The organism is uncultured Haliea sp. (genome assembly GCF_963973825.1).
Classification (GTDB): Bacteria; Pseudomonadota; Gammaproteobacteria; order Pseudomonadales; family Halieaceae; genus Haliea.
Genome location: NZ_CAXBAE010000005.1, coordinates 14285 through 37883 on the forward strand (window position 1 = coordinate 14285; position 23599 = coordinate 37883).

21 protein-coding genes and 1 tRNA gene are annotated in these 23599 nt (G+C 63.9%); 7 read left to right on the forward strand and 15 right to left on the reverse strand.

The features are described from left to right. Positions 1 to 16 precede the first annotated feature (16 nt). Together AACZ17_RS07660 and AACZ17_RS07665 are read left to right on the forward strand one after the other, a co-directional pair. Positions 17 to 2023 carry a hypothetical protein gene (locus tag AACZ17_RS07660; RefSeq protein WP_290744917.1) on the forward strand — a complete coding sequence of 669 codons (2007 nt, stop codon included), beginning with the start codon at positions 17 to 19 and terminating at the stop codon, positions 2021 to 2023. Further along, positions 2016 to 2909 carry a sterol desaturase family protein gene (locus tag AACZ17_RS07665; RefSeq protein ID WP_290744920.1) on the forward strand — a complete coding sequence of 298 codons (894 nt, stop codon included), beginning with the start codon at positions 2016 to 2018 and terminating at the stop codon, positions 2907 to 2909. Before AACZ17_RS07660 ends, AACZ17_RS07665 begins: the two co-directional genes overlap by 8 nt. On the opposite strand, the gene AACZ17_RS07670 is transcribed toward AACZ17_RS07665, so the two are convergent. From AACZ17_RS07670 to AACZ17_RS07680, 3 genes are all read right to left on the reverse strand, one after another. Continuing rightward, positions 2906 to 4000 (reverse strand): hemolysin family protein, encoded by a 1095-nt coding sequence (locus AACZ17_RS07670; RefSeq protein ID WP_290744923.1) that lies wholly within the window; start codon positions 3998 to 4000, stop codon positions 2906 to 2908. The two genes, AACZ17_RS07665 and AACZ17_RS07670, sit on opposite strands and share 4 nt — an antisense overlap. Before the next feature lie 104 nt (positions 4001 to 4104). Beyond that, on the reverse strand, positions 4105 to 5247 hold the full coding sequence (locus tag AACZ17_RS07675) for a serine hydrolase domain-containing protein (RefSeq protein ID WP_290745190.1): 1143 nt from the start codon (positions 5245 to 5247) through the stop codon (positions 4105 to 4107). A 118-nt stretch (positions 5248 to 5365) separates the two neighbouring features. Then, positions 5366 to 6793, reverse strand: coding sequence for a M20/M25/M40 family metallo-hydrolase (locus tag AACZ17_RS07680; protein WP_290744926.1), 1428 nt, complete (start codon positions 6791 to 6793; stop codon positions 5366 to 5368). Positions 6794 to 6943: 150 nt separating this feature from the next. On the opposite strand from AACZ17_RS07680, the gene AACZ17_RS07685 reads away from it, so the two are divergent. The 3 genes from AACZ17_RS07685 (at position 6944) to AACZ17_RS07695 (ending at position 9434) form a co-directional block, all read left to right on the forward strand. Continuing rightward, complete coding sequence (locus AACZ17_RS07685; protein WP_290744930.1) at positions 6944 to 8626, forward strand: diguanylate cyclase; 1683 nt, start codon at positions 6944 to 6946, stop codon at positions 8624 to 8626. Between the two features lie 185 nt (positions 8627 to 8811). Next, entirely contained in the window at positions 8812 to 9060 is a 249-nt protein-coding gene (locus tag AACZ17_RS07690) for a hypothetical protein (RefSeq protein ID WP_290744933.1), read from the forward strand. A 2-nt stretch (positions 9061 to 9062) separates the two neighbouring features. Then, positions 9063 to 9434: a type II toxin-antitoxin system death-on-curing family toxin gene (locus AACZ17_RS07695; RefSeq protein ID WP_290744936.1), complete on the forward strand. Its 372-nt coding sequence runs from the start codon at positions 9063 to 9065 to the stop codon at positions 9432 to 9434. Between the two features lie 48 nt (positions 9435 to 9482). Here AACZ17_RS07695 and AACZ17_RS07700 read toward each other — a convergent pair whose 3' ends face one another. Beyond that, complete coding sequence (locus tag AACZ17_RS07700; RefSeq protein WP_290744939.1) at positions 9483 to 10253, reverse strand: SDR family oxidoreductase; 771 nt, start codon at positions 10251 to 10253, stop codon at positions 9483 to 9485. A 191-nt stretch (positions 10254 to 10444) separates the two neighbouring features. On the opposite strand from AACZ17_RS07700, the gene AACZ17_RS07705 reads away from it, so the two are divergent. Together AACZ17_RS07705 and AACZ17_RS07710 are read left to right on the forward strand one after the other, a co-directional pair. Beyond that, positions 10445 to 10759, forward strand: a complete 315-nt coding sequence (locus AACZ17_RS07705) for a DUF1330 domain-containing protein (protein WP_290744942.1) — start codon at positions 10445 to 10447, stop codon at positions 10757 to 10759. Positions 10760 to 10769: 10 nt separating this feature from the next. Then, a complete protein-coding gene (locus AACZ17_RS07710; RefSeq protein WP_290744945.1) occupies positions 10770 to 11534 on the forward strand; it encodes a DUF2889 domain-containing protein in 765 nt (254 codons plus the stop codon). Between the two features lie 49 nt (positions 11535 to 11583). Here AACZ17_RS07710 and AACZ17_RS07715 read toward each other — a convergent pair whose 3' ends face one another. The 11 genes from AACZ17_RS07715 to AACZ17_RS07765 all read right to left on the reverse strand — a co-directional run bounded on the left by AACZ17_RS07715 (position 11584) and on the right by AACZ17_RS07765 (position 23599). Further along, positions 11584 to 12471, reverse strand: a complete 888-nt coding sequence (locus tag AACZ17_RS07715) for a Coq4 family protein (protein ID WP_290744948.1) — start codon at positions 12469 to 12471, stop codon at positions 11584 to 11586. Positions 12472 to 12508: 37 nt separating this feature from the next. Beyond that, the gene (locus tag AACZ17_RS07720; RefSeq protein WP_290744951.1) at positions 12509 to 14230 is read right to left on the reverse strand and encodes an amidohydrolase family protein; all 1722 of its coding nucleotides are present in this window, start codon (positions 14228 to 14230) and stop codon (positions 12509 to 12511) included. A gap of 176 nt (positions 14231 to 14406) precedes the next feature. Further along, entirely contained in the window at positions 14407 to 15114 is a 708-nt protein-coding gene (locus AACZ17_RS07725; protein ID WP_290744953.1) for an SOS response-associated peptidase, read from the reverse strand. Positions 15115 to 15306: 192 nt separating this feature from the next. Further along, a tRNA-Ser gene (locus tag AACZ17_RS07730) sits at positions 15307 to 15396 on the reverse strand. A 111-nt stretch (positions 15397 to 15507) separates the two neighbouring features. Further along, complete coding sequence (locus tag AACZ17_RS07735) at positions 15508 to 17925, reverse strand: penicillin acylase family protein (RefSeq protein ID WP_290744956.1); 2418 nt, start codon at positions 17923 to 17925, stop codon at positions 15508 to 15510. Between the two features lie 39 nt (positions 17926 to 17964). Further along, positions 17965 to 18165, reverse strand: a complete 201-nt coding sequence (gene csrA, locus AACZ17_RS07740) for a carbon storage regulator CsrA (protein ID WP_290744959.1) — start codon at positions 18163 to 18165, stop codon at positions 17965 to 17967. Positions 18166 to 18275: 110 nt separating this feature from the next. Continuing rightward, the gene (locus AACZ17_RS07745; protein ID WP_290744962.1) at positions 18276 to 19517 is read right to left on the reverse strand and encodes an aspartate kinase; all 1242 of its coding nucleotides are present in this window, start codon (positions 19515 to 19517) and stop codon (positions 18276 to 18278) included. A 1-nt stretch (position 19518) separates the two neighbouring features. Further along, the gene (gene alaS, locus AACZ17_RS07750; protein WP_290744965.1) at positions 19519 to 22128 is read right to left on the reverse strand and encodes an alanine--tRNA ligase; all 2610 of its coding nucleotides are present in this window, start codon (positions 22126 to 22128) and stop codon (positions 19519 to 19521) included. Continuing rightward, positions 22125 to 22478 carry a histidine triad nucleotide-binding protein gene (locus AACZ17_RS07755; protein ID WP_290744968.1) on the reverse strand — a complete coding sequence of 118 codons (354 nt, stop codon included), beginning with the start codon at positions 22476 to 22478 and terminating at the stop codon, positions 22125 to 22127. The genes alaS and AACZ17_RS07755 overlap by 4 nt, the downstream gene beginning before the upstream one ends. Positions 22479 to 22482: 4 nt before the next feature. After that, positions 22483 to 22668, reverse strand: coding sequence for a Trm112 family protein (locus AACZ17_RS07760; protein ID WP_290744971.1), 186 nt, complete (start codon positions 22666 to 22668; stop codon positions 22483 to 22485). A 100-nt stretch (positions 22669 to 22768) separates the two neighbouring features. Then, complete coding sequence (locus AACZ17_RS07765) at positions 22769 to 23599, reverse strand: M23 family metallopeptidase (RefSeq protein ID WP_290745193.1); 831 nt, start codon at positions 23597 to 23599, stop codon at positions 22769 to 22771.

Genomic DNA, 23599 nt, shown 5'->3' on the forward strand with positions numbered 1-23599 from the left:
GGCGGCACCGCCGGCAGTGACAGCAACTGACGACATATTGAACGGCCTGCTGGCCAACCTGGATGAGGCGACCACCCTGCTGGCGACAGCGCGGGACTTTGCCAAACCCGCCAAGCTGCCGAGGGTGCTGGATACCGCGCGTCGCGTGATGATGCAGCCCGGGGGCTGTGCGGCGGTGGCGGCGCGTGCCCGCTCCATCGAAGAGGCCGGCGTATTTGCCGGCTCGGACTGGGCAACGCCGCAGATACTGGTGCCTGCGCTCACGCCCCAGGCACTGGGCAGCAGCAACGCGCATACCGTCGTCATCGAGGCGCTGTCCGAGCTGCGCCTGCTGGGTGTGGCCATGGGCGACTATCGCCACCCCCTGCTCACCGCAGAACAGGCGCACCATTACCTGACCCAGGTGATCGCCATCAATCTGAACCTGCTGTTCGGCGCACCCACGGAGGCGGAGCGCACGACACAGGGAGCGCTGGCCCAGGTGCCGCGCAGGCTGTTCCAGTACCTCACCGAACGTATCGGCTACGAGCATGTCATCGACCAGCTGATCGACGAAATCTGGCGCATTCTGCAGCAGCGACCGATTCAGGTGGACAGCGTGAAGCAGATGATCACCCAGATCGCCAGCTGCCAGGCAAACCCGGACATCGACCTCGGCAGCAGCGGACAGGGCGCCAACCGCCTGGTCAGTGCGCTGTTCAGCCCCACGCGCGGCTGCGCGGAGGATCCCGGTGTGTCGGTGTATCGGGAGCGCCTCGACAGCATGGACCCGAGCGGCCTGCAGAGTGAGGCCACCGGCTGCGCGCGCGCCATGCACGACACCGGGCTGGTGTCGCCCTATCACGCGGTGCTGCTGCGCTTCCTGCTGGAACACAACGATCACCTGCTGGCCGAGGCGCTGGGTCTCTCCGCCACCGGTCGCGACTGCCTGCTGTGTTACCGGGACCTGGTGCACGCACTGGTGCGCAGCTGCGTGCAGCCCGCCACCGCGCAGGCCGTGTATGGCCTGGCGCTGATGCTGGAACGGGGAATCCTCTACCAGCCCGCCGCCGCACCCGCCCTGCTGCGCCAATTGGGGCTGCAGTTGTCAGAGGCATCCCGGGCGCGCTTGACGCTGGCCTTTGGTGAGGAAGTCGCACCCGCCGCGCGGCTGCTGGAGGGCGTACTGTGCATGCTGGGCCAGCCGCTGGGCGTTGGCCAGGGTAACAACCCCACCTGCCAGTCGGCGCGCGCGCTGTCCATGTGGGCCTACAGCGACCCTGACTACCTGCTGCAGATGGTTGTCTGGGCGGCGCGTGACGACGAGATCATCATGCACTTCGAGGGGCAGCCGATTTCCTCCAGGGAAAGCGCTGATGGCCTCGCCACCGCCCTGCCGCTGGATCTGGACCCGGTGTCGCTGCTGGTCGTCCCGCACCTGGACCGCATCTACGCGGAAATGGGGCGCCGCTGCCTCGGCCGCGAGGGCGACCCGCACCGCTGGGTGAACCCGGAGTTCCACGGCTGGTGGTCGGGCCGCGGTTTCCGTATCAATGTCGATGTCGCCAGTGGGCAGCTGGCGGACCTGGACGCCTTTCTGCGCCACTTCTATGCCAGCTACCATCCCTACTATAATGGCGGCCTGCCGGTGATCCATCCGCAGCCCGCCGGCATCGCCGTCACCGACAGCGCCGCGCGTTTCGTTGGCTGGCACGCCATCACGTTGCTGCGCGTGAACATCGATCCGAGCGATACCATGCGCGTGTATTTCTACAACCCGAACAATGACAGCGGCCAGGACTGGGGCGACGGCGTGAAGGTGAGCACCGCCGGCAACGGCGAGCGCTTTGGCGAATCGTCACTGCCCTTCGAGGAGTTTCTTTCGCGCCTGTACATCTTCCACTACGACCCGCTGGAACCTGGAGAGCTTGCGGAAGTTGCACAGGAAGAGCTTGACCGGGTAACCGCACGGGTGCACCGCAGCTGGGGCGCCGACCGGATTCCACCCACCGCGCTTCAGGCCAGCGAGGGTGCGCATGTTTGAACAAGCACTACAGGACGACCTGAGCCTGCTGGCCCTGCCGCTGTACCTGGCTGCCGTGCTGCTGGAAGCCTGGTACGCCCACCGCCACCACCTCAACCGCTACCGCTTGGGCGACACGCTGGCCTCCTTGTCGATGCTGGTGGCGTCGGGCATTGTCGAGTTGTTGCCCCGACTGCTGGCCCTCACCGCCTTCGTGTACCTGCATGAAATCAGCCCCTTGCGGGATGTGGTGGGCCGCCAGTGGTGGGCCTGGTTGCTGCTGTTCTTTCTCGACGATTTCACCTATTACTGGTTCCACCGCGCCAATCATGAAGTGCGCCTGCTGTGGGCCGGGCACGTGAATCACCACTCCTCCCAGTACCTGAATTTCGCCACGGCACTGCGCCAGGGCGTGGGCGAGCGCCTACACAAGTTCCTGTTCTGGATGTGGCTGCCCCTGCTGGGCTTCGACCCGGCAATGATCATCACCGTCATCAGCCTGAGCCTGTTCTACCAGTTCTGGATACACACCCGCGCCATCGGCAAGCTGCACCCGTGGATCGAAGCCGTGTTCAACACACCTTCGCACCACCGGGTGCACCACGCCTCCAATGTGCGCTACCTGGACCGCAACCACGGAGGCGTGCTGATCGTCTGGGACCGGCTGTTCGGCACTTTCTCTGAAGAGCGCGATGACGACCCGGTGGTCTATGGGCTCACCACCAACATCGACTCCGATAACCCCTGGACGGTGTTGAGCCACGAATACCGCGCCATCTGGCGCGACCTGCAGCAGGCACGCAACTGGGATGAACGGCTGCGCACGCTGTTTCTGGCGCCGGGCTGGTCTGCGCGGGGGCCCGATAAACGCGCGGCCGTGCTGCGCGAACAGGCCGGCATGCACTAGGCGGGGCGGGTCGGCTCCACCGCGTCGTCGTCACCCTCTGGCGTAGCCACACCCAACAGTTCCGCTTCGGACTCTGCCGTGAGGTTCTGCAGGCGTTTTTTCCAGCGCCGTTTGGCGTGGCGGCGGAGGTTGGGGATGTCGTCGCTCTCGTCCATGATCGGCTGGCCGATCAGGGCCTCGATCACATCCTCCATGGTCACCACACCCAGCCAGCTGCCATACTCGTCGTACACCAGGAACATGTGCTGACGTTCGCGGATAAAGCGCGTCATCACCGATTCCACGTTCGCGCGGTCGGTGACGATGGTGGCAGGCTTCATCAGGTTCGCCACCCGCTGGCCTTCATCGGCGCGAATGACATCGTGGCGAAACAGGATACCCAGTGGCGCTTCATCTTCATCCAGCACCGGGTAGCGCGAGAACTGGTGCTCCTGGATCTGCTCGATAAACTCGGCGACCGTCTGGTCTGGCGACAGCGTCTGGCACACCACGCGCGGCGTCATGATCTGGCGCACGTTGACTTCGTGCAGGTCCAGCACATTGGAAATGACCCGCTGCTCGTCCTCGTCGATCTTGTCCAGCTCGCGGCCGAGCAGCGACAGCGCCTTGATCTCCAGGCGGATATCATGCTCCGGCGGCTTGCCACCGAACAGCTTCATGATCTGGTCGGACATCCAGATGGCCGGCTTGAGAATAAAAATCATGCCATTGAGGATGGACGGCAGCACCGGCGCCATGAACATCCAGTAGCGGGCACCGATGGTCTTGGGCATGATTTCCGAGAACACCAGAATCAACAGGGTCATGATGGCGGAGGCCACCCCGAGAAAGCCGTCGCCGTAGATTTTCACCACCTGCGCACCCACACCGGTGGCCCCCACCGTGTGCGCCACCGTATTCAGCGTGAGGATGGCCGCCAGCGGCTGGTCGATATGGTCCTTCAGCACTTTCAGCTGCTCCCAGCGCCTGGGGTGCTGCTGCTTTTGCTGGGCGATGTAACTGGGTGTGATGGACAGCAGCGCCGCCTCCAGGATGGAGCACACGAAGGACACGGCGATGGACAGAATGGCGAACGCGAGAAGCAGGGTCATGGACGGGTGTTGGATTCCAGCAGCGGTTGGGTCGGGGATACGCCGGACTGTACGCACTTCGCCGCAGCGCGTCCAGCGCCACACGGCGAGCGCGCAGGCATCAGTTACTCGACAGCGGCGCGCGCCTCATCCACTGCCTGAGCCACCAGCGGAATGATGTCGCTGAGCACCAGGTTTACCGGAGCGCCGGAATCGCGGCGGGTGTAGTCGTCAATGGCGACGTAACCGCCGATCTTGCGCTCAATATCAATCCACGACACGGCGCCAAAGGCACCCGGGTCGTAGAACACCGTGGGGGTTTCACCGGCGGCCTCTGGCGCCACAATCCACCAGCCCATGCCGTAGGGCACGCCGAAGGCACCGCCACGATCAACCTGCATGAACGCCACCGAGTCTTCAGACATCACCCGGTTGTCGCCACAGCGTCCACCGTTGAGGTGCATGAGCAGCAGCTTGGCATAGTCCTGCAGGCTGGAGATGGCGCCGCCCTCTATGTTCGGATTATCCAGCCCCTGCAGGCTGTCCGGGCTGCCGGTCCAGGCCGCCAGGTTTGACCACATATTGCCAAACTGGAAAACCTCGAGATCACAGGGCTCGGCAATGTAGGCATCAAACACCTGACGCCAGGTGCTGTTGCTGACCTGCTCCGCCACCGCGCCGGCCAGCTGCCACTGGGACCCACCGTAGTCAAAGGTACTACCCGCCGGCACCGTGCCTTCCAGTTCGGTGCTGTAAATGGTGCGCGCGCAGGCTTCCAGCGTGCCTGCGGGGGCGTACTGGCACAGGTGGGCACCGTAGACGCCCAGACTGCCAAGCCCCGGAATGCCCGAGGTGTTGCTCACCAGCTGGGCGACCGTGCGGTCTCCGTACACGCCCTCCCAGGGCAGGTAATCGGCGATGGGCGCTTCCACGGAAAAGTTCAGGTCCGGGTCGTCATTCAGGGCCATCAACAGCATGACCACCGGCACCTTGCTGGTGGATGCCAGCAGTACAACCGTGTCCAGCGTATGATCGCCGAACGCCGCCTCGTGCACAGTGCCCTGCCGCTGGTCCACCAGCGTCACCGAAATGCCGTCGAACACCGTACTGTCGTCGAGGAACTGCTGGAAACGCGCATCGACTGCGGAAAAATCGTAAGCCGGCAATACCTCGACCGGCGGCGCGGGTGTGTCGCTGCCGTCACTGCAGGCGCCGAGAGCGAGAGCGGCGAGCGGCCAGAGCAGCCGCCGCAGGGTCTTTTCTTGCATCACGTGGGGTGTCCCTTGTTATTGTTGGAGGGCAGCAGCTACCCGGTTTAGGGCCTGCGCACAGCCTGTAGATCGATAATTCAGCCCCAGAATTGACCGCGTGTAAAGCCGCGAATTCTCAACGCCGAAAATCCGCTGTGCTGTCCGCGGCCATCCAGGCGAAGACCACATAGGCGGCCACGTTCTGGTCCAGCGCGACCGGGTCGATCTTGTCCAGCGTGTCATCGTGGGTGTGGTGCAGGTCGAAGTAGTCCATGCCATTCTGCACCAGACGCAGGGAGGGCAGGCCCGCCTCCACCATGGGAATCAGGTCCGGGCCCGCGCCAGCGGTGTCCATGTCACCCGGGGCAATGCCCAGCGGCGCCAGCAGTTCGGCCATCAGGTCGACGACTGTCTGGCCGGCGGGCGAGACCTGCGCCGTGAGCTTCCAGATGCGCTCCGCGCCGAAGTCGCTCTCGGTGCCAATCACGTGCTGGGCGAGCTGCTCGCGGTGTGCCCTGAGGTACTCCTGGCCTCCCAGCAGCCCCACTTCCTCCGCGCCCCACAGCACCAGGCGCAGGGTGCGCCGGGGCCGCTTGCCGCTATCCAGGATCATTTTCGCCGCGGCCGTGGTGATGGCTACGCCGGCCCCGTCGTCGATCGCGCCGGTGCCCAGATCCCAGCTGTCCAGGTGGCCGCCGATGATGACGATTTCCTCCGGCCGCTCGCGCCCGACAATTTCCGCAATCACGTTGCCGCTGGGCGCGCCGGGGCTGCTCTGCGGGCGCAACAGGAGACGCACGCGCACCGGAAGCTCACGCTGCAGCACCCGCTCGATCTGGTCGGCATCCGGGTTCGACAATGCCGCCGCCGGAATCTGCGGCACGGCCTCGGCGTAGCGCATCTGGCCGGTGTGGGGGAAACGATGGTTGTCGGTGCCGATGGAGCGGATGAGAATCGCCTGCGCGCCCTTCTCTGCCGCGACACTGGCACCGACACGCCGCAGCTCGCCATAATGGCTATAGGACGAGCCGTCCTGCGTGCGCTGCATGGCGTGGCTGACGTAGGCAATCCTGCCTGCCAGGCTGCCCGGCTCCGCCGCGCGCAGCGCCTGCAGGCTGGGGAAGGCAACCAGCTCGGCCTCAATGCCCTCTTCCGGCGTGGCCACCGAGCCGCCGAGCGCGGTGATGGACAGTGGCTGGGGGAACGGCGCCAGCAGGGCCGCGCTCTCCTCACCGCGACGCCAGCCGGGAATCTCGAAGGGTTCAATGCGCACGTTGGCAAAGCCCATGCGCTGCAGGCGCTGCACAGCCCAGTCGCGGGCCCGGGCCTCGCTCTCACTGCCAGCCAGGCGCGGCCCCACTTCGGTGGTCAGCGCCTCCACAATATCCCAGGCCATGGTGCCACCGAGTGCACGGTCGCGCAGTGTGCGCGCATGCTCGATGCTGGACGCTGTGAGGCCCACGGCCTCGGCGGGTTGCTGCGCGACCACCGGCAGGGAGGTCAGCAGCGCCAGCACGACGGCGGCCGCGCTGTTCAAACGCCCTGAAAAAGCTGAAAAATTCATCAATAACGACCTAAAAACGCGAATCTGACAGCATTATCGCGCAATACGGCGGCCGCCGCACCCTGCCATCGACAACATTGCGCACGCAACCGAAAACCTTGTGCTACGCTGTAAAGATTCCACGAGACCCCATGCCCCGGGGCTGCCGCCATGACACGTACACCTGCACCACTGCGCTGGTTTGTAATCTGGCTTCTGGCCTGCGCTGGCTGCCAGTCTGCCTTCGCCACACAGCCAATCACCCTGCAGGCCAACACCGAGACCGCCGTCCGCCTGCAGCCGGAAAATCTTGAGCTGCTGTTCGATGCCGCCGCGGACGGTGTGCCCGAAAGTATCGCGGCGCGCTGGGCCGCAGGTGACTTCAGCCCGGCGAGCGCGCTGAATCTTGGCTTGCAGAGCCGCGGCGTGTGGGCCCGCCTGGTGATCGACAACACACTGGAACAGCCTGCCGCCATCGTGCTCAGCCACAATTACGCGCCCACGGACCTGGTCGAGGTGCGCCACCCCCGCCTCGACGGCAGCTGGTATCAGCAGCGCAGGGGCGATTTACACCTGGCGGGAAGCCGGGAAAGCCCGAGAACACCGTCCTTCCTGCTGCAACTGCCCGCGCGTTCAACAACGCCGATCTATATCTTCGTGGAAACGGAGTCCAACCTGAATTTCGACATGTCGGTGTACGCGCCCAACGCCTACAACCGCATTGAACAATCCCTCACCCTGATCTACGGCGCACTGTTCGGCGCCGTGTTGATTTCCGCGTTCTACCTGGTGTTGAGCGCGGTCATGGTGCACAGCGGTCTGGCCGTCATTCTGGGGGGTTACCTCGCGGTCTACGCGGCCTACGTGAGCTTCCTGATGGGGTTTGCCCACTACGCCATGCCCGATGCCCTGATCCCCTGGACCAACCAGCTGCACATGCTTGCACTGGCCCTGCTGATGTACCTGGGCGCGCGTTTCTACCGCGGTTTCCTGGACCTGAAACACAAGGCGGCGAAGGCCGACAAGGCGGTCGCACTGCTGCAATGGCTCGCGCTGGGGCTGGCTCTGCTGCACCAGATGCCGCCCATACTCGCGCTGGCGCTCAGCCTGGTCGTGATTGTCATCGGGCCGATCTGCACCACCTGCCTGGCCCTGTACCTGTGGCAGCAGGGGGTCAAGCAGGCTGGTATCTTCACCCTCGGCTGGGTGCTGGCACCTATCGCTGCTGTGTTAAGCACGCTACGGGTGAATGGCCTGCTGCCCAACGCCGACTGGCTGATCCACCTTCCTGCGATCAGCCTTCTGATGACGCTGGCCTGCTTCAGCTATGCTGTCCTGCGGCGTTTTTCCCTGGAGCGGGATCTGGTGTTCATCGATCCCCTCACCGGGCTGCTCAACCGCCGCGGCCTCGATGCGCAGGCGGCCGAGGAATTCGAGCGCCGCGAGCGTTTTGGCACGCCGCTCACGCTGCTCGTGCTGGACATCGATCATTTCAAGGTGGTCAACGACACCCACGGCCACGATGTGGGCGACAAGATTCTCTGTGCGCTGGGGGATTGCCTGACACGGGTATCGCGGGACCTCGACCTTGTGGCGCGCCTGGGTGGCGAGGAGTTTGCCATCCTCTGTGTGCAGACCGACCTGCGCGAGGCCACCGTGCTCGCGGAGCGCCTGCGACTCGCGGTCAGCGCACTGGAAGTGGCGGGCCAGCGCTTCACCGTGAGCATGGGCGTGGCGCCGGTGCGAGACAACGACAGCAGCGTCTGGGATACCCTGGTGCGCGCCGACGACCTGATGTACCAGGCCAAGCACGAGGGCCGCAACAAGGTCGTTGCCGCGGGGCAGGCCGCCTGAGCTGCCCGGCGACGCGCGCTAGCGGGTGCGCTGTGAGGCGATCGTACCGCCGTCCACCACCAGCTCCGCGGCGATGCAGAAAGTGGTTCGTTTGATCCGGACACCCGTTAATGTGCATTTAAGTGTACATTTAACAGTTGGATTGTGGCACAATCCTCTCAAGGCTGACGCATCGGAAATTGACCATGGAAAACCTCCTGACCAACAAAACTGCATCACTCACCGAATTGCGGGACCCCAAGAAAGTCATCGAAAAAGCGGGCGACAAACCCGTCGCAATCCTGAATCGCAACCAGCTGGAGGGCTACTTCGTACCCGCCTCAGCCGTCGCGAAAATCGCGTTTACTCCTGCTGATCCGAAAGAGGTTGCAGACCTGCTGCGCAAACGTCGCTCCAATCTCAAGCCGACGCTTGCCTACCTCAAAGACAAATAAACGTGATCTTCCTCTCACCGCGTGATGTGGTTGAGATTCATGAGTTCGTTATCGAGGGCCACGAACTCCAGGGCATGGCCGGCGATAAATCCATCGAGGCTATTATTGCCAGAATCGACAACCGTATCGCCTTCGGCATGATCCGTGACGTCTTTGAACTGGCTGCCTGCTATGCCTGCTACCTGTCCGTCGGGCATGCTTTTCACGATGCCAATAAGCGGACAGCATTCGCGGCAATGGACGTGTGCCTTTGCTTGAATGGCATATCGCTCGATTACGAGGCGGAAGATATCGGCGCTCTGATCGTGAAGGCGGCACAAGGCATAGTCGATGAATCCGAGCTCGCAGATTGGTTGCGGCGTCGGGCGGTGTAATGGGGAAGAGCCGCGGGGCAGGTCGCCTGAGCTGCCCGGCGACGCGCGCTAGCGGGTGCGCTGTGAGGAGATTGTGCCGCCGTCCACCACCAGCTCCGCGGCGGTGATGTAACTGGCTTCATCAGACAGCAGAAAACGCACCGCGGCCGCCACTTCGCGTGGTGCGCCCATCCTGCCCAGCATCACCGGGCGCTCGAAATGTCCCGGCTCCAGGTGGTCGACCACCGGCTGCATCATCGGCGTGAGGATGTAGCCCGGCGTTACCGAATTGATGCGAATGCCATCGCGCGCCAGATCATCGGCCAGCGAGCGCACCAGCGACAGCATGCCGCCCTTGGACGCCGTGTAGGCCGGGTTCATGTGATTGCCGAGCGTCGCATTGATCGACGCGATGCCGACCACCGCCGAGCCGGGTTGTTCCACGAGCGCACTGCGCAGCTGCTGCACCATGAACGGCAGGGCTTTCAAATTGACGCTCAGCACGGCATCCCACGCCGCTTCGGTCAATTCCTCGACGGGAACAGCCAATGAGATACCGGCGGCGTGCACCAGACCTCCGATGCGGGGCAGCGCCGCGCGGGTTTGCTGCAGGGCGGGGGCGATATTGCCGACCTGGCTGAGGTCAACGCCCACCCCGACCGTCGCAACGCCAAAGCGCTGTGCGATATCGGCCGCGACCGTCGCGCTGCGTTCTGCATTGATATCCCATATCGCCACAGGGCGGCCCACTTCCGCCAGCGCCTCGGCGCTCGCCAGACCAATGCCGGAGGCACCGCCGGTGACAATCACGCCACTGTCAGGGCTTGTTGAGTTGCTCATGTGCACTGTCTCTTTGTCATCGTCACGGGCAATCTAGAGCACTGGACCCCGCTAACCTAGTCGAGTCGGGCAGAAAGCGTCCGCCAGTTCAAATGTGTGAGCCTGCCTGATGATAGTGCCACCCCCTGTGTCTCGCGGCAAAACCCCGAACCCTGTACTGTGTTCTCTCCAATCTGATTGAGGACATCACCGTGGCAGATGCACCCGCCTACATCGTGGCCAACTTTATCGTTCATGACGCCGCTGAATACCGCAAATACGAAAAAGGCTTCTTCCCGATTCTCAAGCGCCACGGTGGCAGCTTCTTCACCTACGATGACAATCCAGACACCCTGGAGGGCCCGGAGCCCCGCGAGGGACGCATGGTGTTGTTCCAGTTCCCCAGCGAAGCGGCGGCGCGGGCCTGGTACGCAGACCCGGACTACCAGGCACTGTCTGAATTTCGCCGGGCCGGGACTGAACTTAAATTCCTGACGCTGCTGCACGGCCTGCCGCCGCGCGCGTAATCACGAAATAATGACGATTCCAGACCTGCCCATCACCAACCCCGACTACGGTACGGGAGTCTATCGGCGCCGCATCCGGCTGGTGCCCGGTGAGGGCACGATGCTTGCCGAATTGGAAGACAACAACCACGGCTTTCGCGTGTGCATTGAACACGATGGACAGCGTATCACGCGGGTCACTGGCGATGCGTTGCGCACGCCCCTCTCCACCTGCCCGGGCGCCCTCGCCCAATTGCAGCGGCTGGTGGGCGCTGATATCCACAGCGATGCCACACAACTGAGCCGGCGCGCGGACCCGACAAGCAATTGCACCCATTGGCTGGACCTTTGCATACTCGCGATCAACCATATCCCGCGTGGTGCCGCTGTCCGGCAATACGATGTCGCCGTCACCGATGAACGTGACGGCGTTTCGGAGCTCAGCGTGCACTGTAACGGCATGGTCGTGCACCGGTGGTACGCCAGTGGCCTTGCGCTGGCAGGCCCGGAACCGTTAGCCGGGCACACTCTCTTCCGCGGCTTTTCCAGCTGGGCGCGAGACTGTTTCAGCGGCGACGCCCTGGAGGCGGCGGTGGTGTTGCAGCGCGGTAATTTCGTGGCACAGGCGCGGCGCTTTGCCGACGTGCCCGGAACGGCAAATGAGCCGGTTGAAAACCACCGGAATGGCAATGTGTGTTACAGCTACTCACCGGAGATTGTCAAGCAAGCGATCTACCGGTCAAGCAGCGTGCGAGACTTCACCGCAACGCCGGAATTACTGTTGAAGTTTGTGTAACAAGCGGGTGGTCACGGCCGCTGGCAAGCTGCTGCGGCCCAATGATTGCTCACACCGCCTCTTGCGCTTCGCGCTGACGCGCGCGCACTTCCACTTCTTCCATTTCCTCAAAGTACGCGCCCTCGCTGATTACGTTGGACAGCTCCGGATAATCCACCGCCAACACATTGCGCATACCTATCACTTCACGCGCCGCCTCCGGGGTCAGGTGCAGAATGTCCTCGTATTTCAGCATGAAATAGGGCTCGGACGTTCGCCCGATCAACAGTCCGCGCTCCATGCGCTCGATGATAGCTGTCATGCACTCGGGGTAGTGCAGCGTAGCGCGCATCAGCTGGCTCGACACGAGCGTGCTGTTGATGATGGTCAACTTGCCCGCGAGCCCCGGACTGAGCACGCTGTGGACATTGGTGATTTTCATCGCCGTGGGCACCATTTCGTTGATGATGTCGAAGGGTGCCGCCGCTAGAATGTGCTCGAAGACGTCGTGGATCTGGGAGCTGCGCATCTGCCAGTAATCCAGGTCGCTTTCCGGCTCGTGCAACTCGATGATGTTGGGTTCAAACTGCCGGTCGTGCAGGTAACGGTAGTAGATGCCGCCCACGCTCTCCGGCGGGTAGTGCCTGAAGTCATCCCGCTCCATGGTGGAGAGATAGCGTTCCGACAGCCAGTCCGCGAAGCGCGGATTCACCTTTTTTTCCTCGTCGAAGAGTCGCTGCACCTCTTCGTAATCCTCCACTGCCCCCAGCGCTTCGTAAAGTGCGGGCAGGCTGTAGGTCGGGGGCAGGTCGCGCCCGTTGCGTCCGAGCATGCGCAGGGCGATGCCTTCCCGCACCCGCGCATCGTTCAGGTACCTCGAAGAGCTGATCAGGATGGAGCTCGCGGAGGTGGGTGCCGTGGCCCCTTTCATCAGGTAGGGTGTTTTCTTGTCTGTCATCAGTGACTCCGTCACATTGCCGGGGAGACGCGCCGCCTCAGGCCGCGGCCGGGCTAAGCATTTCGCCGGGTACGGCACCTGTGGACTTGCCATCGGCAAAGGTCACCTCGCCGTTGACCATGGTCAGGCGCATCGGCGCCGGGTCACGGGTAAAGCGCCAGGTGGTGCCACCGTTTTCGTCGGGCACATCGAAGGCCTTCCTCATCGGCCGTCGATCTACCTCTTCAAGGTTAAACACCGTGATGTCTGCGCGTCGGCCCACCTCGATCCGGCCCAGTTCCTGCAGGCCAAAGAAGTCTGCGACCTTGCCGGTCTGGGCGTGCACCGCCTCCTCCACGCTGATCCAGCCCTTCTCCCGGCAGTAGTAGCTCAGCAGGCGAATGTTTTCGCCGCCCCCACAGAGCATCTGCCCGTGGGCGCCGGCGTCGGAGATGTTGGGAACCGTCCACGGATCCTTGATCAGCCGCACCACCATCTGCTCGTCCTGCGGGAAGGGCGCCATGTGCACCGTGGAGTGGACAGAGTTCTTTACCAGCCATTCGGCCATGGCATCGGAGGGATGCACCCCCAGCTGCTGCGCATAGTCGGCGAGGGAGATATCCACCGGGCCCACGCCGTTTTCCGAGTTGATCAGCAGCAGGCTCTGGGGGTTGGCGAAGGGCGAATGCTTCCAGACTTTCTCGTCCCAGCTGGCCCGCGCGCGTTCGCGCCAATCCGCGTCCTGCAGCAGCTCGAGCTTCTCTTCCTCGCTCTCCGCCAGCACCACCTCGTGCCAGACATAGTCATTGGACTGGGCAAAAATCAGCGACTTCTTGATGCTGATAACACTGGTCGGGGGCACGTGGGCAAAGCCTGCCCGGATATCCCGCCCCTCGCGCTTGAAGCGCTCACGCAGGGGGCCGACCTTGTCCTCGATGTCTTTCTGAAACGTCAGGGTCGGCGCCATGCCTGCCACCTGCGCGCGAATCGGGCGATCGCCGATCAAGCGGTCAATGCGCGCAATGGAATCCGGGGCCGTCTTGCGCATGAAGGTATCGACGATCACCTGCAGCGTGGCACCTGGATACTTCGCCAGCACATCCAACAGCGCCTGCCACTCGGCGTCATCCGCTCTGAGGGTTGGCACCGGACGGTCCTGGCCATCGTGGTCCAGCAGGTTGGACGACATGCCCAGGGCACCAGCGGCCAGGGCCTCGTCCAACATCGCACACATGCGCTGCACCTCCTCAGCCGTTGCGACGCGCTCCCAGGCGTCCATGCCCATCACGGCCAGACGGATCGCGAGGTGGCCAACAAAAGCACCATAGTTGGCGGGAACCCTGACCTTGCTGGTCATGGACGCCTTGTACTCCGGCCAGCTGCGCCAGTCCCAGGGCAAATGCTCCAGGAAGGGTGCCACAGGGATGTCTTCAAAGAAGGAGAAGATGTTGATCATCTCCCTGCGCACTGCCGGGTCATCGGAGACCGGCGCTGCGGTAAAGCCGCAGTTACCGAGAATGGTGGTGGTCACACCATAGCCGGGTAGCGGATCGAGATCTGGCTGCCACCACATGTTTGCATCGAAGTGGGTGTGGGTTTCGATAAAGCCCGGCGACACATAGCAGCCACTGGCGTCTACAACCTGTTCATCGCCCTCGGGCTGCAGGCCACTCGCCACCTCGACAATGCGCCCGTCACGGACGCGCACATCCGCCGCAAACGCGGGGGCGCCGGTGCCATCAACAACCATTCCGCCAGAAATCAGGGTTTTATTATTCATATCATCATTCCTCAAAAGATGAATTGACGCATCCATCGGGCACCCGCGCGCACAGGAACGGTCGGTTTCCGGAAATGCGCCGTAAACGCCGGGCTCGGGACACCAATGAGCCTATCGAATATTTTTAGCAGCGATTATTAAATATCGTTGAGAATAAAAGGCCTGAGCGATGCGGGTCAAGCGTTGGCAGCTGAAGCTGACGTCGGCAAGGTGATCGCTTGATCTATGGGACGAAACAGCGTGGCCTCTTTCCGACGCGCGCTGCCGACAGCCGGGCTGACCGGGTACAGCGTCAGGTCAAACTTGAGCGTCGGCGCCAGCATCGGGTCACGCGGGTCGATGGGCCTGCGGTTATCCATCCACTGTGTGCATTCCTGCGGCGTCAGCATCACCGGCATCCGGCTGTGCCACGGACGAAAAGCCGCTGCGGCCTCCGTCGTCACCAGTGTGCAGGACAGCAGCGGCTCGGTACCGCCCTCCCACACATCCCAGAGCGCGGCCACGGCGATGGTCTGCGCAGCGTTGGTAATCACCCAGGGCTGTTTGCCGCCGTTCTCCACACGCCACTCGACAAAACTGGACATCGGCACGATGCCCCGCTGCTGCCGGAACGGGTGTTTGAACGCAGGGCTGCTGGCCAGCGACTCGGCGCGGGCATTGAACATGCTGTACCGGGTGCTTACCTCTTTCGCCCAGGAGGGCACCAACCACCAGCGGGCGCTATCCGCACGCCCCTCACGCAACAGCACCACGTCCTCCGTCGGCGCCACGTTGTAGCGGGGTTCCGGAAGCTCAAGATCAATATCCAGACGCTGCAGCAATCCCTGCAGGCCGGGCATATGGGTGATGTTGAAGCGGCCGCACATCGCTATAAGATAGTACAAAAGTGGTGCATCTGTGCTTAGTGCGGCTAAACAAGCTGTGACGCCGAGCGCAAAGCAAAGTATTTGGAGCAAGATTGAGGGCCTTAACCCACTGTGGCTGGGCGGTGCGGCGTTCCGATGGCATCATCAATCGAGTTTAGTGAGAACCGGTCTATCCCCCGTTAATTGGGGAGAGCCGCCTTGCTGGGGATATGGCGGAGAGAGAGGGATTCGAACCCTCGATAGGTTTTACCCTATACGCCCTTAGCAGGGGCGCGCCTTCAGCCACTCGGCCACCTCTCCGTACAGACCGTACCCGGGGTGGTCGCTGCGCGTCGGCAGCCCCTCAGGAACGGCGCGCATCATACCCCACACTGATCGCAATTTCAAAGGCTTGCCGCTGCAACGGGGCGATTATCGAGGCGCAGTGAGTGTGATGCGCGACTGCGCAGCCGCCTCCACGTCCTGCCGCTGGAACAGCACCGGGCGGAACTGTTTATTGCGGTACAGCTCGGTCTGGTCGGTAAAATGCGGTGAGGCCGGATCACCGGACTGACTGTAAGTGAGCAGGGCTTCGGCGACCGGGCCGCTGTCCTCGAAGCCGACGGTCAGAATAAAGCTGCTACCGTGCACCACCGGGTAGCCAGCGTCGGTAAGCAACCTGCTGCCGTCAATCGGCGTGGGCGTCAACTGGGCGATGGGGTGATGAGGAATGTCGGACACCATCAGGTTGGCCACACCCTCGTAGCGGTTCCCACCGTGAACCGGGATCCCGCGCTCACCGCGGTAGGCAAACTGGGCTTCTCGCAGGGGCGCATCCAGGGGGTAGCCTGCCGACGCCAGGACAGCCGCGGCATGTGCAAGTTTTTGCATAGCCAGGTCGCTGTCAGCCAGGGTATTGGGGGTGGTGACCGGTGCCGCTGCATCGAAGGGGACGGCAAACAGGTCACCCTGACGCAGGCAGTCTTCGTAGGTGTAGCCTGTCAGCCATTCCCTGAACAGCACAGCACCCCGGCTGTCGAGATCGAAACGGCCGTTGAAACCGCGCAACGCCGCACAGGCGTCAGCCAGGTCCGCCGCCGCGCTGCAGGCTTCCAGCAAGGGGGGCACCAGCAGCAGCGCCGCCAGGCTCTCGTTGTCGAACAGGAGTTCCTGCATGCGCGCAAGGGTGAACGCGCCCTCTTCAATCAGCTGCGCGTTCATGCGTGTGCGCAGACTGCGGGCAGTGGCCTCCGGGCCATACAACGGCGAATACCCGGTGAGGGGCGCGCTGACATTGCTCAGCCAGTAGCTGTCGTTGGCGTTGAACACGTAGTCTTCGCGCTCCAGCAGGGGCCGCCTCTCGAAGGGCTCGGTACCGGGAATCGGTGCGTCGCCCTGCTCCACCCATTCGAACCTAGGGTCACTGCCGTCGAGCAGTACAAAGCCCTTGCTGTCGTACACCTTCGCCGTCAGCGCGTCATTCTTGAGCTGCTGGCGCCAGAGGGCAATCGCCTCGTCACTCAACCGCCCCACCGTGGAGTTGTCGAGGTAAACGGCGCGGCCATCGGCGCTCGCCGCAATGGTGTTGACCCAGGGCATGGCGTTCCAGCGTTTGTGTGCGGCAATGAAACTGTCCATGTCAGTCGCCAGGTTCATGTCCCGCCACTGCGACAACAGGGCGTCGTTGCCGACGTTGGCGTCCCGCGCGGTGAAGGCAACACTGGCGTCCCAGGGCATACCTGGCAGGGTGAGCATCGGCCCGTAGTGGCTGAAATACAGGGTATGGGCTTCAGGCTGCAGGCTGCCATCCGCCTGCAGGACCGGCACGGACACGGCCACTTCACGCATGGCGCGCTCTTCGCCGTTATAGCGGTAGACCGTGGGCTTACCCGGCACCAGTTGCAGGCGGTAGAACACCAGACGCTGGCTGGCAGACACGGTATGGCTCCAGGCCACGCCGCGATTGAAGCCGATCGCCACGCCCGGCGCGCCGAGCAGATGCCCGCCATACACATCCAGCTTGCCGGGGATGGTCAGGTGTTTTTCCCAGAAGCGGTTGTCGCCGTACCAGGGATAGTGCGGATTGCCCAGGAGCAGGCCGCGGCCGTTCGCACTGCGCGCCTTGCCGAATGCCCAGGCGTTGGACCCCATGCCCTGCAAGGCAGCGGCGTCCGCCGCGCGCGCAAGTCGCTGCTGGCTCACCACGCGTTGTGCCAGAGCCGGAGCTGTAGCCGGGGGCTGCGCGGCCACGAGCGCATCGGCCATGCGCGGCAGGGTTTGCGCCATCAGCACCATGCGCGCCATCAGGTCGCTATCGGCAACCGGCTGCAACCAGGCGGCGCCATCGCACCAGGATCCAACACGCCCCTCGGGGTGTTCCGTCAGGAAGCGGTTATAGCCATCCGCATAGCCGCGCAGCCAGGCGCGGTTGTCGTCGTCCTGCCGCGCAAGCGCCGCTACGGCCTGGCTGCGAATGTCCAGCGCGGCGACGACCGCATCGCTGGCGACGTTCGCGCCTTCTTTACCGGGGCCCAGATAGCGCGCCAGCTCACCGCGTGCGGCCAGCAAGGCATGGCTGATATTGCAGACATGGTCTTCGGCCGCAGCATAGCCCTCACCGTAACCGAGGCTGGCAAAATCTGCTGCAGTAATATGCGGTACACCGTAAGGGCTGCGGAGTATTTCCACCGCGTAGCCCGCGGGTGGGACCACAGGTACTGGTGGGCGGGCCGGTACTGCGGCCTCACCCTGTGGTTCGTTCGCGGGAGCGGCGGGAGGGAATGCCGGCGTCTGGCAGCCGGCAACCATCAACAATGCCAGAACGGCAAGGGGGCGAAAACAACGCATCATGCAGGACGCACTCCTGTGCAGGGAAACAGGGGGTGCGGGTTACTCCCGGGAGTCGTCCTCCGGGGCCGCTGCCTCGTCACCCTCCTGGATGCGATTGTAGATTTCTTCACGGTGAACTGCGACATCTTTCGGGGCGTTCACCCCGATGCGCACCTGATTGCCCTTGACGCCCAGCACGGTGATCGTGATGTCGTCGCCAACCATCAGTGATTCACCGACCCGGCGGGTCAGTATGAGCATAACTCCTTGCCTCCTGTCGCCCGCCAGCGCGCTTCCGGGCGGCGCTAACCATGCGCTGCTGAACCCTAAGTGTTAGCCTAGATTGGGGAAAACGCAACTGCGGGTTTGTATCACTTTGCAATAGTCGCGGGGGGCGCCTGGTCGAGTTCAAAGGCCGAGTGCAGGGCGCGGACCGCCAGCTCCATGAATTTTTCCTCAATGATCACGGAAATCTTGATTTCCGATGTCGTGATCATCTGGATGTTGATTCCCACCTCGGAGAGCGCGCGGAACATGGTGCTGGCCACGCCGGCGTGGGAGCGCATGCCCACGCCCACGATCGACACTTTGGCGATGCGGCTGTCAGCACGCACCTCGCGCGCATTGAGGTCTGCCGCCACCTGTTCCAGCACGGCCTGGGCGCGCGGCAGATCGGCGCGACCAACGGTGAAGGTCAGGTCGGTGGTGTTGTCCTCGGCCACGTTCTGCAGAATGACGTCGACCTCAATGTTTGCCTCACCGATGGGACCCAGTATGCGGTAGGCCACACCGGGCATGTCCGGCACGCCGAGGATGGTGAGTTTGGCCTCATCGCGGTTGAAGGCGATACCGGCAATTGTCGGGGTTTCCATCACAGACGCATCCTCCAGCGTGATGAGGGTACCGGGGCCGTCCTTGAAGCTGTGCAGCACCCGCAGCGGAACTTTGTATTTGCCGGCGAATTCCACCGAGCGAATCTGCAGCACCTTGGAGCCCATGCTGGCCATTTCCAGCATTTCCTCGAAGGTAATGCGATCCAGGCGGCGTGCATCGTCGACCACTCGCGGGTCGGTGGTATAGACCCCATCCACATCGGTGTAGATCTGGCATTCGTCCGCCTGCAGAGCCGCCGCCAGCGCGACAGCGGTGGTATCCGATCCGCCGCGCCCGAGCGTGGTGATGTTGCCCTGCTCGTCCACCCCCTGAAAACCGGCTACGACAAGCACGAAGCCGGCCGCCAGGTCTGCCCGCAGGCGGCTGTCATCAATGTCGCGGATGCGCGCCTTGGTGTGTGCATCGTCGGTAAGGATACGCACCTGGCTGCCGGTATAGGATTTGGCGGCGATACCGCGCTGGTTCAGTGCCATGCTGAGCAGCGCGGTGGTCACCTGCTCGCCGGTGGACAGCAACACGTCCAGCTCACGCGCCAGCGGCTGTGGCTGGATCTCCCGCGCCAGGCCCAGCAGGCGGTTGGTTTCGCCGCTCATCGCCGACACCACCACAACCACCTGATGGCCGTCGGCCCGGAAGCGGGCCACCTTATCGGCAACCTGCTCAATGCGCTCGATACTGCCGACGGAGGTGCCGCCGAACTTCTGGACGATCAGCGCCATGTCAGGCGTTCTGGGCCAGGGTTTCCGCCACCCAGTCAGGCACTGCACCCAATGCCGCGGGCAGGCCGGCCACATCGCTGCCACCGCCCTGCGCCATGTCCGGGCGGCCGCCGCCCTTGCCACCCAGGCGCCCCGCGAATTCGCGCATCAGGTTGCCGGCACTGACCCGGTCGGTCAGATCCTTGCTGACGCCGGCCGCCAACGCCACCTTGTCGCCATCTACGGCTGCCAGCAGCACCACGGCACTGCCCAGCTTGTTCTTTACCTGGTCGAGGGTATCGCGCAGCGATTTGGCATCGGCACCCTCGACACTCGCGGCCAGCACCTTGATACCGGCCACCTCGACAGCCTGGGTGGTCAGGTCGCCACCGGCCGACGTGGCCAGCTTCTGCTTCAGCCGCGCGAGCTCTTTTTCCAACTCACGGTTCTCATTGCGCAGGGCTCCCACACGCGCCGCCACTGCATCGCGCCCGGCCTTCACCACGTCGCACACCGCGTCCAGCTGGGCCTCGGTGTGGGCGATGGAGGCCAGCGCACCGGCGCCTGTCACCGCCTCGATACGGCGCACGCCCGATGCGATGCCGGACTCGGAGAGGATACGGAACATCCCGATGTCACCGGTGCGGTCCACGTGGGTGCCGCCACAGAGCTCCACCGAGTAATCATCTTCACCCATGGTCAGTACGCGCACTTCGTCGCCGTATTTCTCGCCAAACAGCGCCATGGCGCCCGCCGCGATGGCGTCGTCCATGTTCATCAGGCGGGTGCTGACCGGCGTATTGGCGCGAATCTGGGCATTCACCTGATCCGCGATCTCGGCCAGCTCCGCGTGCGTCACGGCCTCGAAATGGGAGAAGTCGAACCGCAGGCGCTCGGAATCCACCAGCGATCCCTTCTGCGTTACGTGCTCGCCGAGCACCCGGCGCAGGGCGGCGTGCATCAGGTGCGTGGCCGAGTGGTTCAAGCGGGTGCGCTGGCGCACGCTGGCATCCACGCTGGCGTGCAGGCGGTCGCCGACCCTGACGCTGCCCTGCAGCACCTTGACGTGGTGCAGGTGCTGGCTCTGGGCCTTGGTGGTATCGGTCACTTCCAGCCGCACACCGTCGGCCTGCAGGTAGCCGGTATCGCCTGCCTGACCGCCGGATTCAGCGTAGAACGGCGTGCAGTCGAGCACGACCACGCCCTGCTGATCTGGCTGCAGGACCTCGACCTCGGCGCCGTCGCAGAGCAATGCCGTCACCCTGCCCTCGCCTTCCACCTGCTCGTAGCCGGTAAACTCGGTGCTGCCTTCCAGTTTGAGGACGGCGTTGTAATCCACCCTGAAGCTGCCGCCTTCCTGCGACCGGCTGCGCTGTGCCGCCATCGCGGCCTCGTAGCCCGCCATATCCAGTTCCAGGCCGCGTTCCCGTGCGATGTCGTTGGTCAGATCAACCGGGAAACCGTAGGTGTCGTAGAGCTTGAACACCACGTCACCGGGGATCACGCCGCTGCTGATGTCAGCGAGCGCGTCCTGCAGGATCTGCAGGCCGTTATCCAGTGTCTTGGCAAACTGCTCTTCCTCGGCCAGCAGCGCTTTCTCCACCTGTGGCTGCAGCTTCGCCAGTTCGGGGTAGGCATCGCCCATCTCGGCGACCAGTGTGGCGACGAGTTTGTGGAAGAACGGCGCGCTGGCGCCCAGCTTGTTACCGTGACGTATGGCACGGCGGATGATGCGGCGCAGCACATAGCCCCGGCCCTCGTTGCCCGGCAGCACGCCATCGACAATGAGGAAGGCACAGGAACGTATGTGGTCGGCAATCACCCGCAGGGAGTTGTGTGCCAGGTCGTCGACCCCGAGCTGCTCGGCGGCGGCGCGAATCAGGGCCTGGAACAGGTCGATTTCGTAGTTGCTGTGCACGCCCTGCATAACGGCGGCAATGCGCTCCAGGCCCATACCGGTATCGACCGAGGGCTTGGGCAAGGGGTGCAGCTCGCCGCTGGGGTCGCGGTTGAACTGCATGAACACGAGGTTCCAGATTTCAATGTAGCGGTCGAGGTCGTCGCCCTCACTGCCGGGCGGGCCGCCGGGTACCTGCGGGCCGTGGTCGTAGAAGATTTCGGAACAGGGGCCGCAGGGGCCCGTGTCGCCCATCTGCCAGAAGTTGTCCTCATCGAGGCGCGAGAAACGCTCGGCACTGACACCCATCTCCTGCAGCCAGATGTCTGCGGCCTCATCGTCGGACACATGCACGGTCACCCACAGGCGCTCGGGCGGCAGCCCCAGCGTTTCCGTGAGAAACGTCCAGGCAAACTGAATGGCCTCGCGCTTGAAGTAATCACCGAAGCTGAAGTTGCCGAGCATCTCGAAAAACGTGTGGTGACGCGCGGTATAGCCCACGTTTTCCAGGTCGTTGTGCTTGCCCCCGGCACGCACGCAGCGCTGGCTGCTGGTGGCGCGCACATAGGCGCGCGGCTCGGTGCCCAGGAAGGTGTCCTTGAACTGGTTCATGCCCGCATTGGTGAACAGCAGTGTGGGGTCGTTGCCCGGCACCAGCGAACTGCTGGGCACCCGGGTGTGGCCCTGAGCCTCGAAATAAGCCAGGAAAGCTTCGCGTATGTCGCCTGTTTTCATTGGAACCCTGCCATCTGTCCTTCAGCAAATCCGCGGCCCGCGAGGATATGCAGGTGCAGGTGGAATACGGTCTGGCCGGCGCCGGCACCGTTGTTGATGATGAGGCGGAAAGCTTCACCCACGCCCAACTGCTCCGCGACCTTGCCGGCGGCGAGCAGCAGATGCCCGAGCAGGGCCTGGTCATCCGGCGCCGCATCCACAAGGCGCGGAATGGCCCGCTTCGGAATCACCAGCACATGCACCGGTGCCTGGGGGTTGATGTCGTTGATGGCGATGCAGTGCTCGTCTTCGTAGAGCCGCTCCGAGGGAATCTCGCCGCTGATGATCTTGCCGAAAATGGTCTCCGTCATTGCCCTACCCCAGCTTCTCGTCGGCGGTGAGCTGGCGCGCCTCGCTCTCCAGCATCACCGGAATGCCATCGCGCACCGGGTAGGCCAGACCACTGGCCTTGCAGATGAGCTCGTCTTTTTCCTTGTCGTACTCCAGCGGGGCCTTGGTTACGGGGCACACCAGAATACTCAGCAGCTTCTCGTCAATCATGACCGGTCCTGAGGCATACAAAGGGCCTGCATTATACGGATTTTTACGGGCCGTAACATGCCGCAGGCCGGGCACGTCGGCCGCGCAGGTCGCGCCGCCCTCAGGGCGCGGCGGGAGCCTGCGCGGCGCGCATCGGCGGCACCAGCAGCTGCGGATCGATACGTGCATTGCGCCAGGACATGCGCCAGTCTAGGTGCGGCCCCGTGGCGCGCCCCGTAGCGCCCACTTCGCCGATGATATCCCCCACCGCAATCTGGTCCCCGACCTGCACGCTCACCTTGCTCAGGTGCAGGAATGACGACGACAGTCGATAGCCGTGATCGAGGATGATGGTGCCACCCGAGTAGAACAGGTCAGGCTCGGCAAGCGTCACCACGCCGGCGGCGGGCGCGCGCACGATGGTGCCCGTGGGTACCGCCACATCCACCCCGTAGTGCGGGCTGCCGGGCTGCCCGTTGTACACCCGCTGGCTGCCATACACCCCGGAGATGCGCCCCTCGACCGGCCAGTGGAAACCGGCCAGGGCGCCGGCCAGCAGGTCCGGGCGCCGCAGATGCTGTGCCTTGGCGGCGTTGACCAGCTCGCGCTCACGGGCGATGCGCGCCAGCTGCTCCGGCGGCGGCGTGACCGTGCGCTGCGGCACACCCTCCACGCGCTGGATATTGTATTCGCGGGCCGCAATCTCCAGGGTCTGGCGGCAGTCGCCCACCTGCAGCACCGCGCTGGGCGCGGCATCACGGCTGAAGCCGGCGACAAATGTGCCATCCGCCAGCACATCCAGCGCATCGCCATCGAGCAGGACCCGGGCACCGGGCGCGGCCTGCCCCCAGACCAGCCCACCCTGCTGCAGGTTGCCCTGCACATCCACGCACGCCGCCAGCGCGCCATTGGCACTCGATGCCACCAGGGCTGCCATCAACCAGGCTTTCAT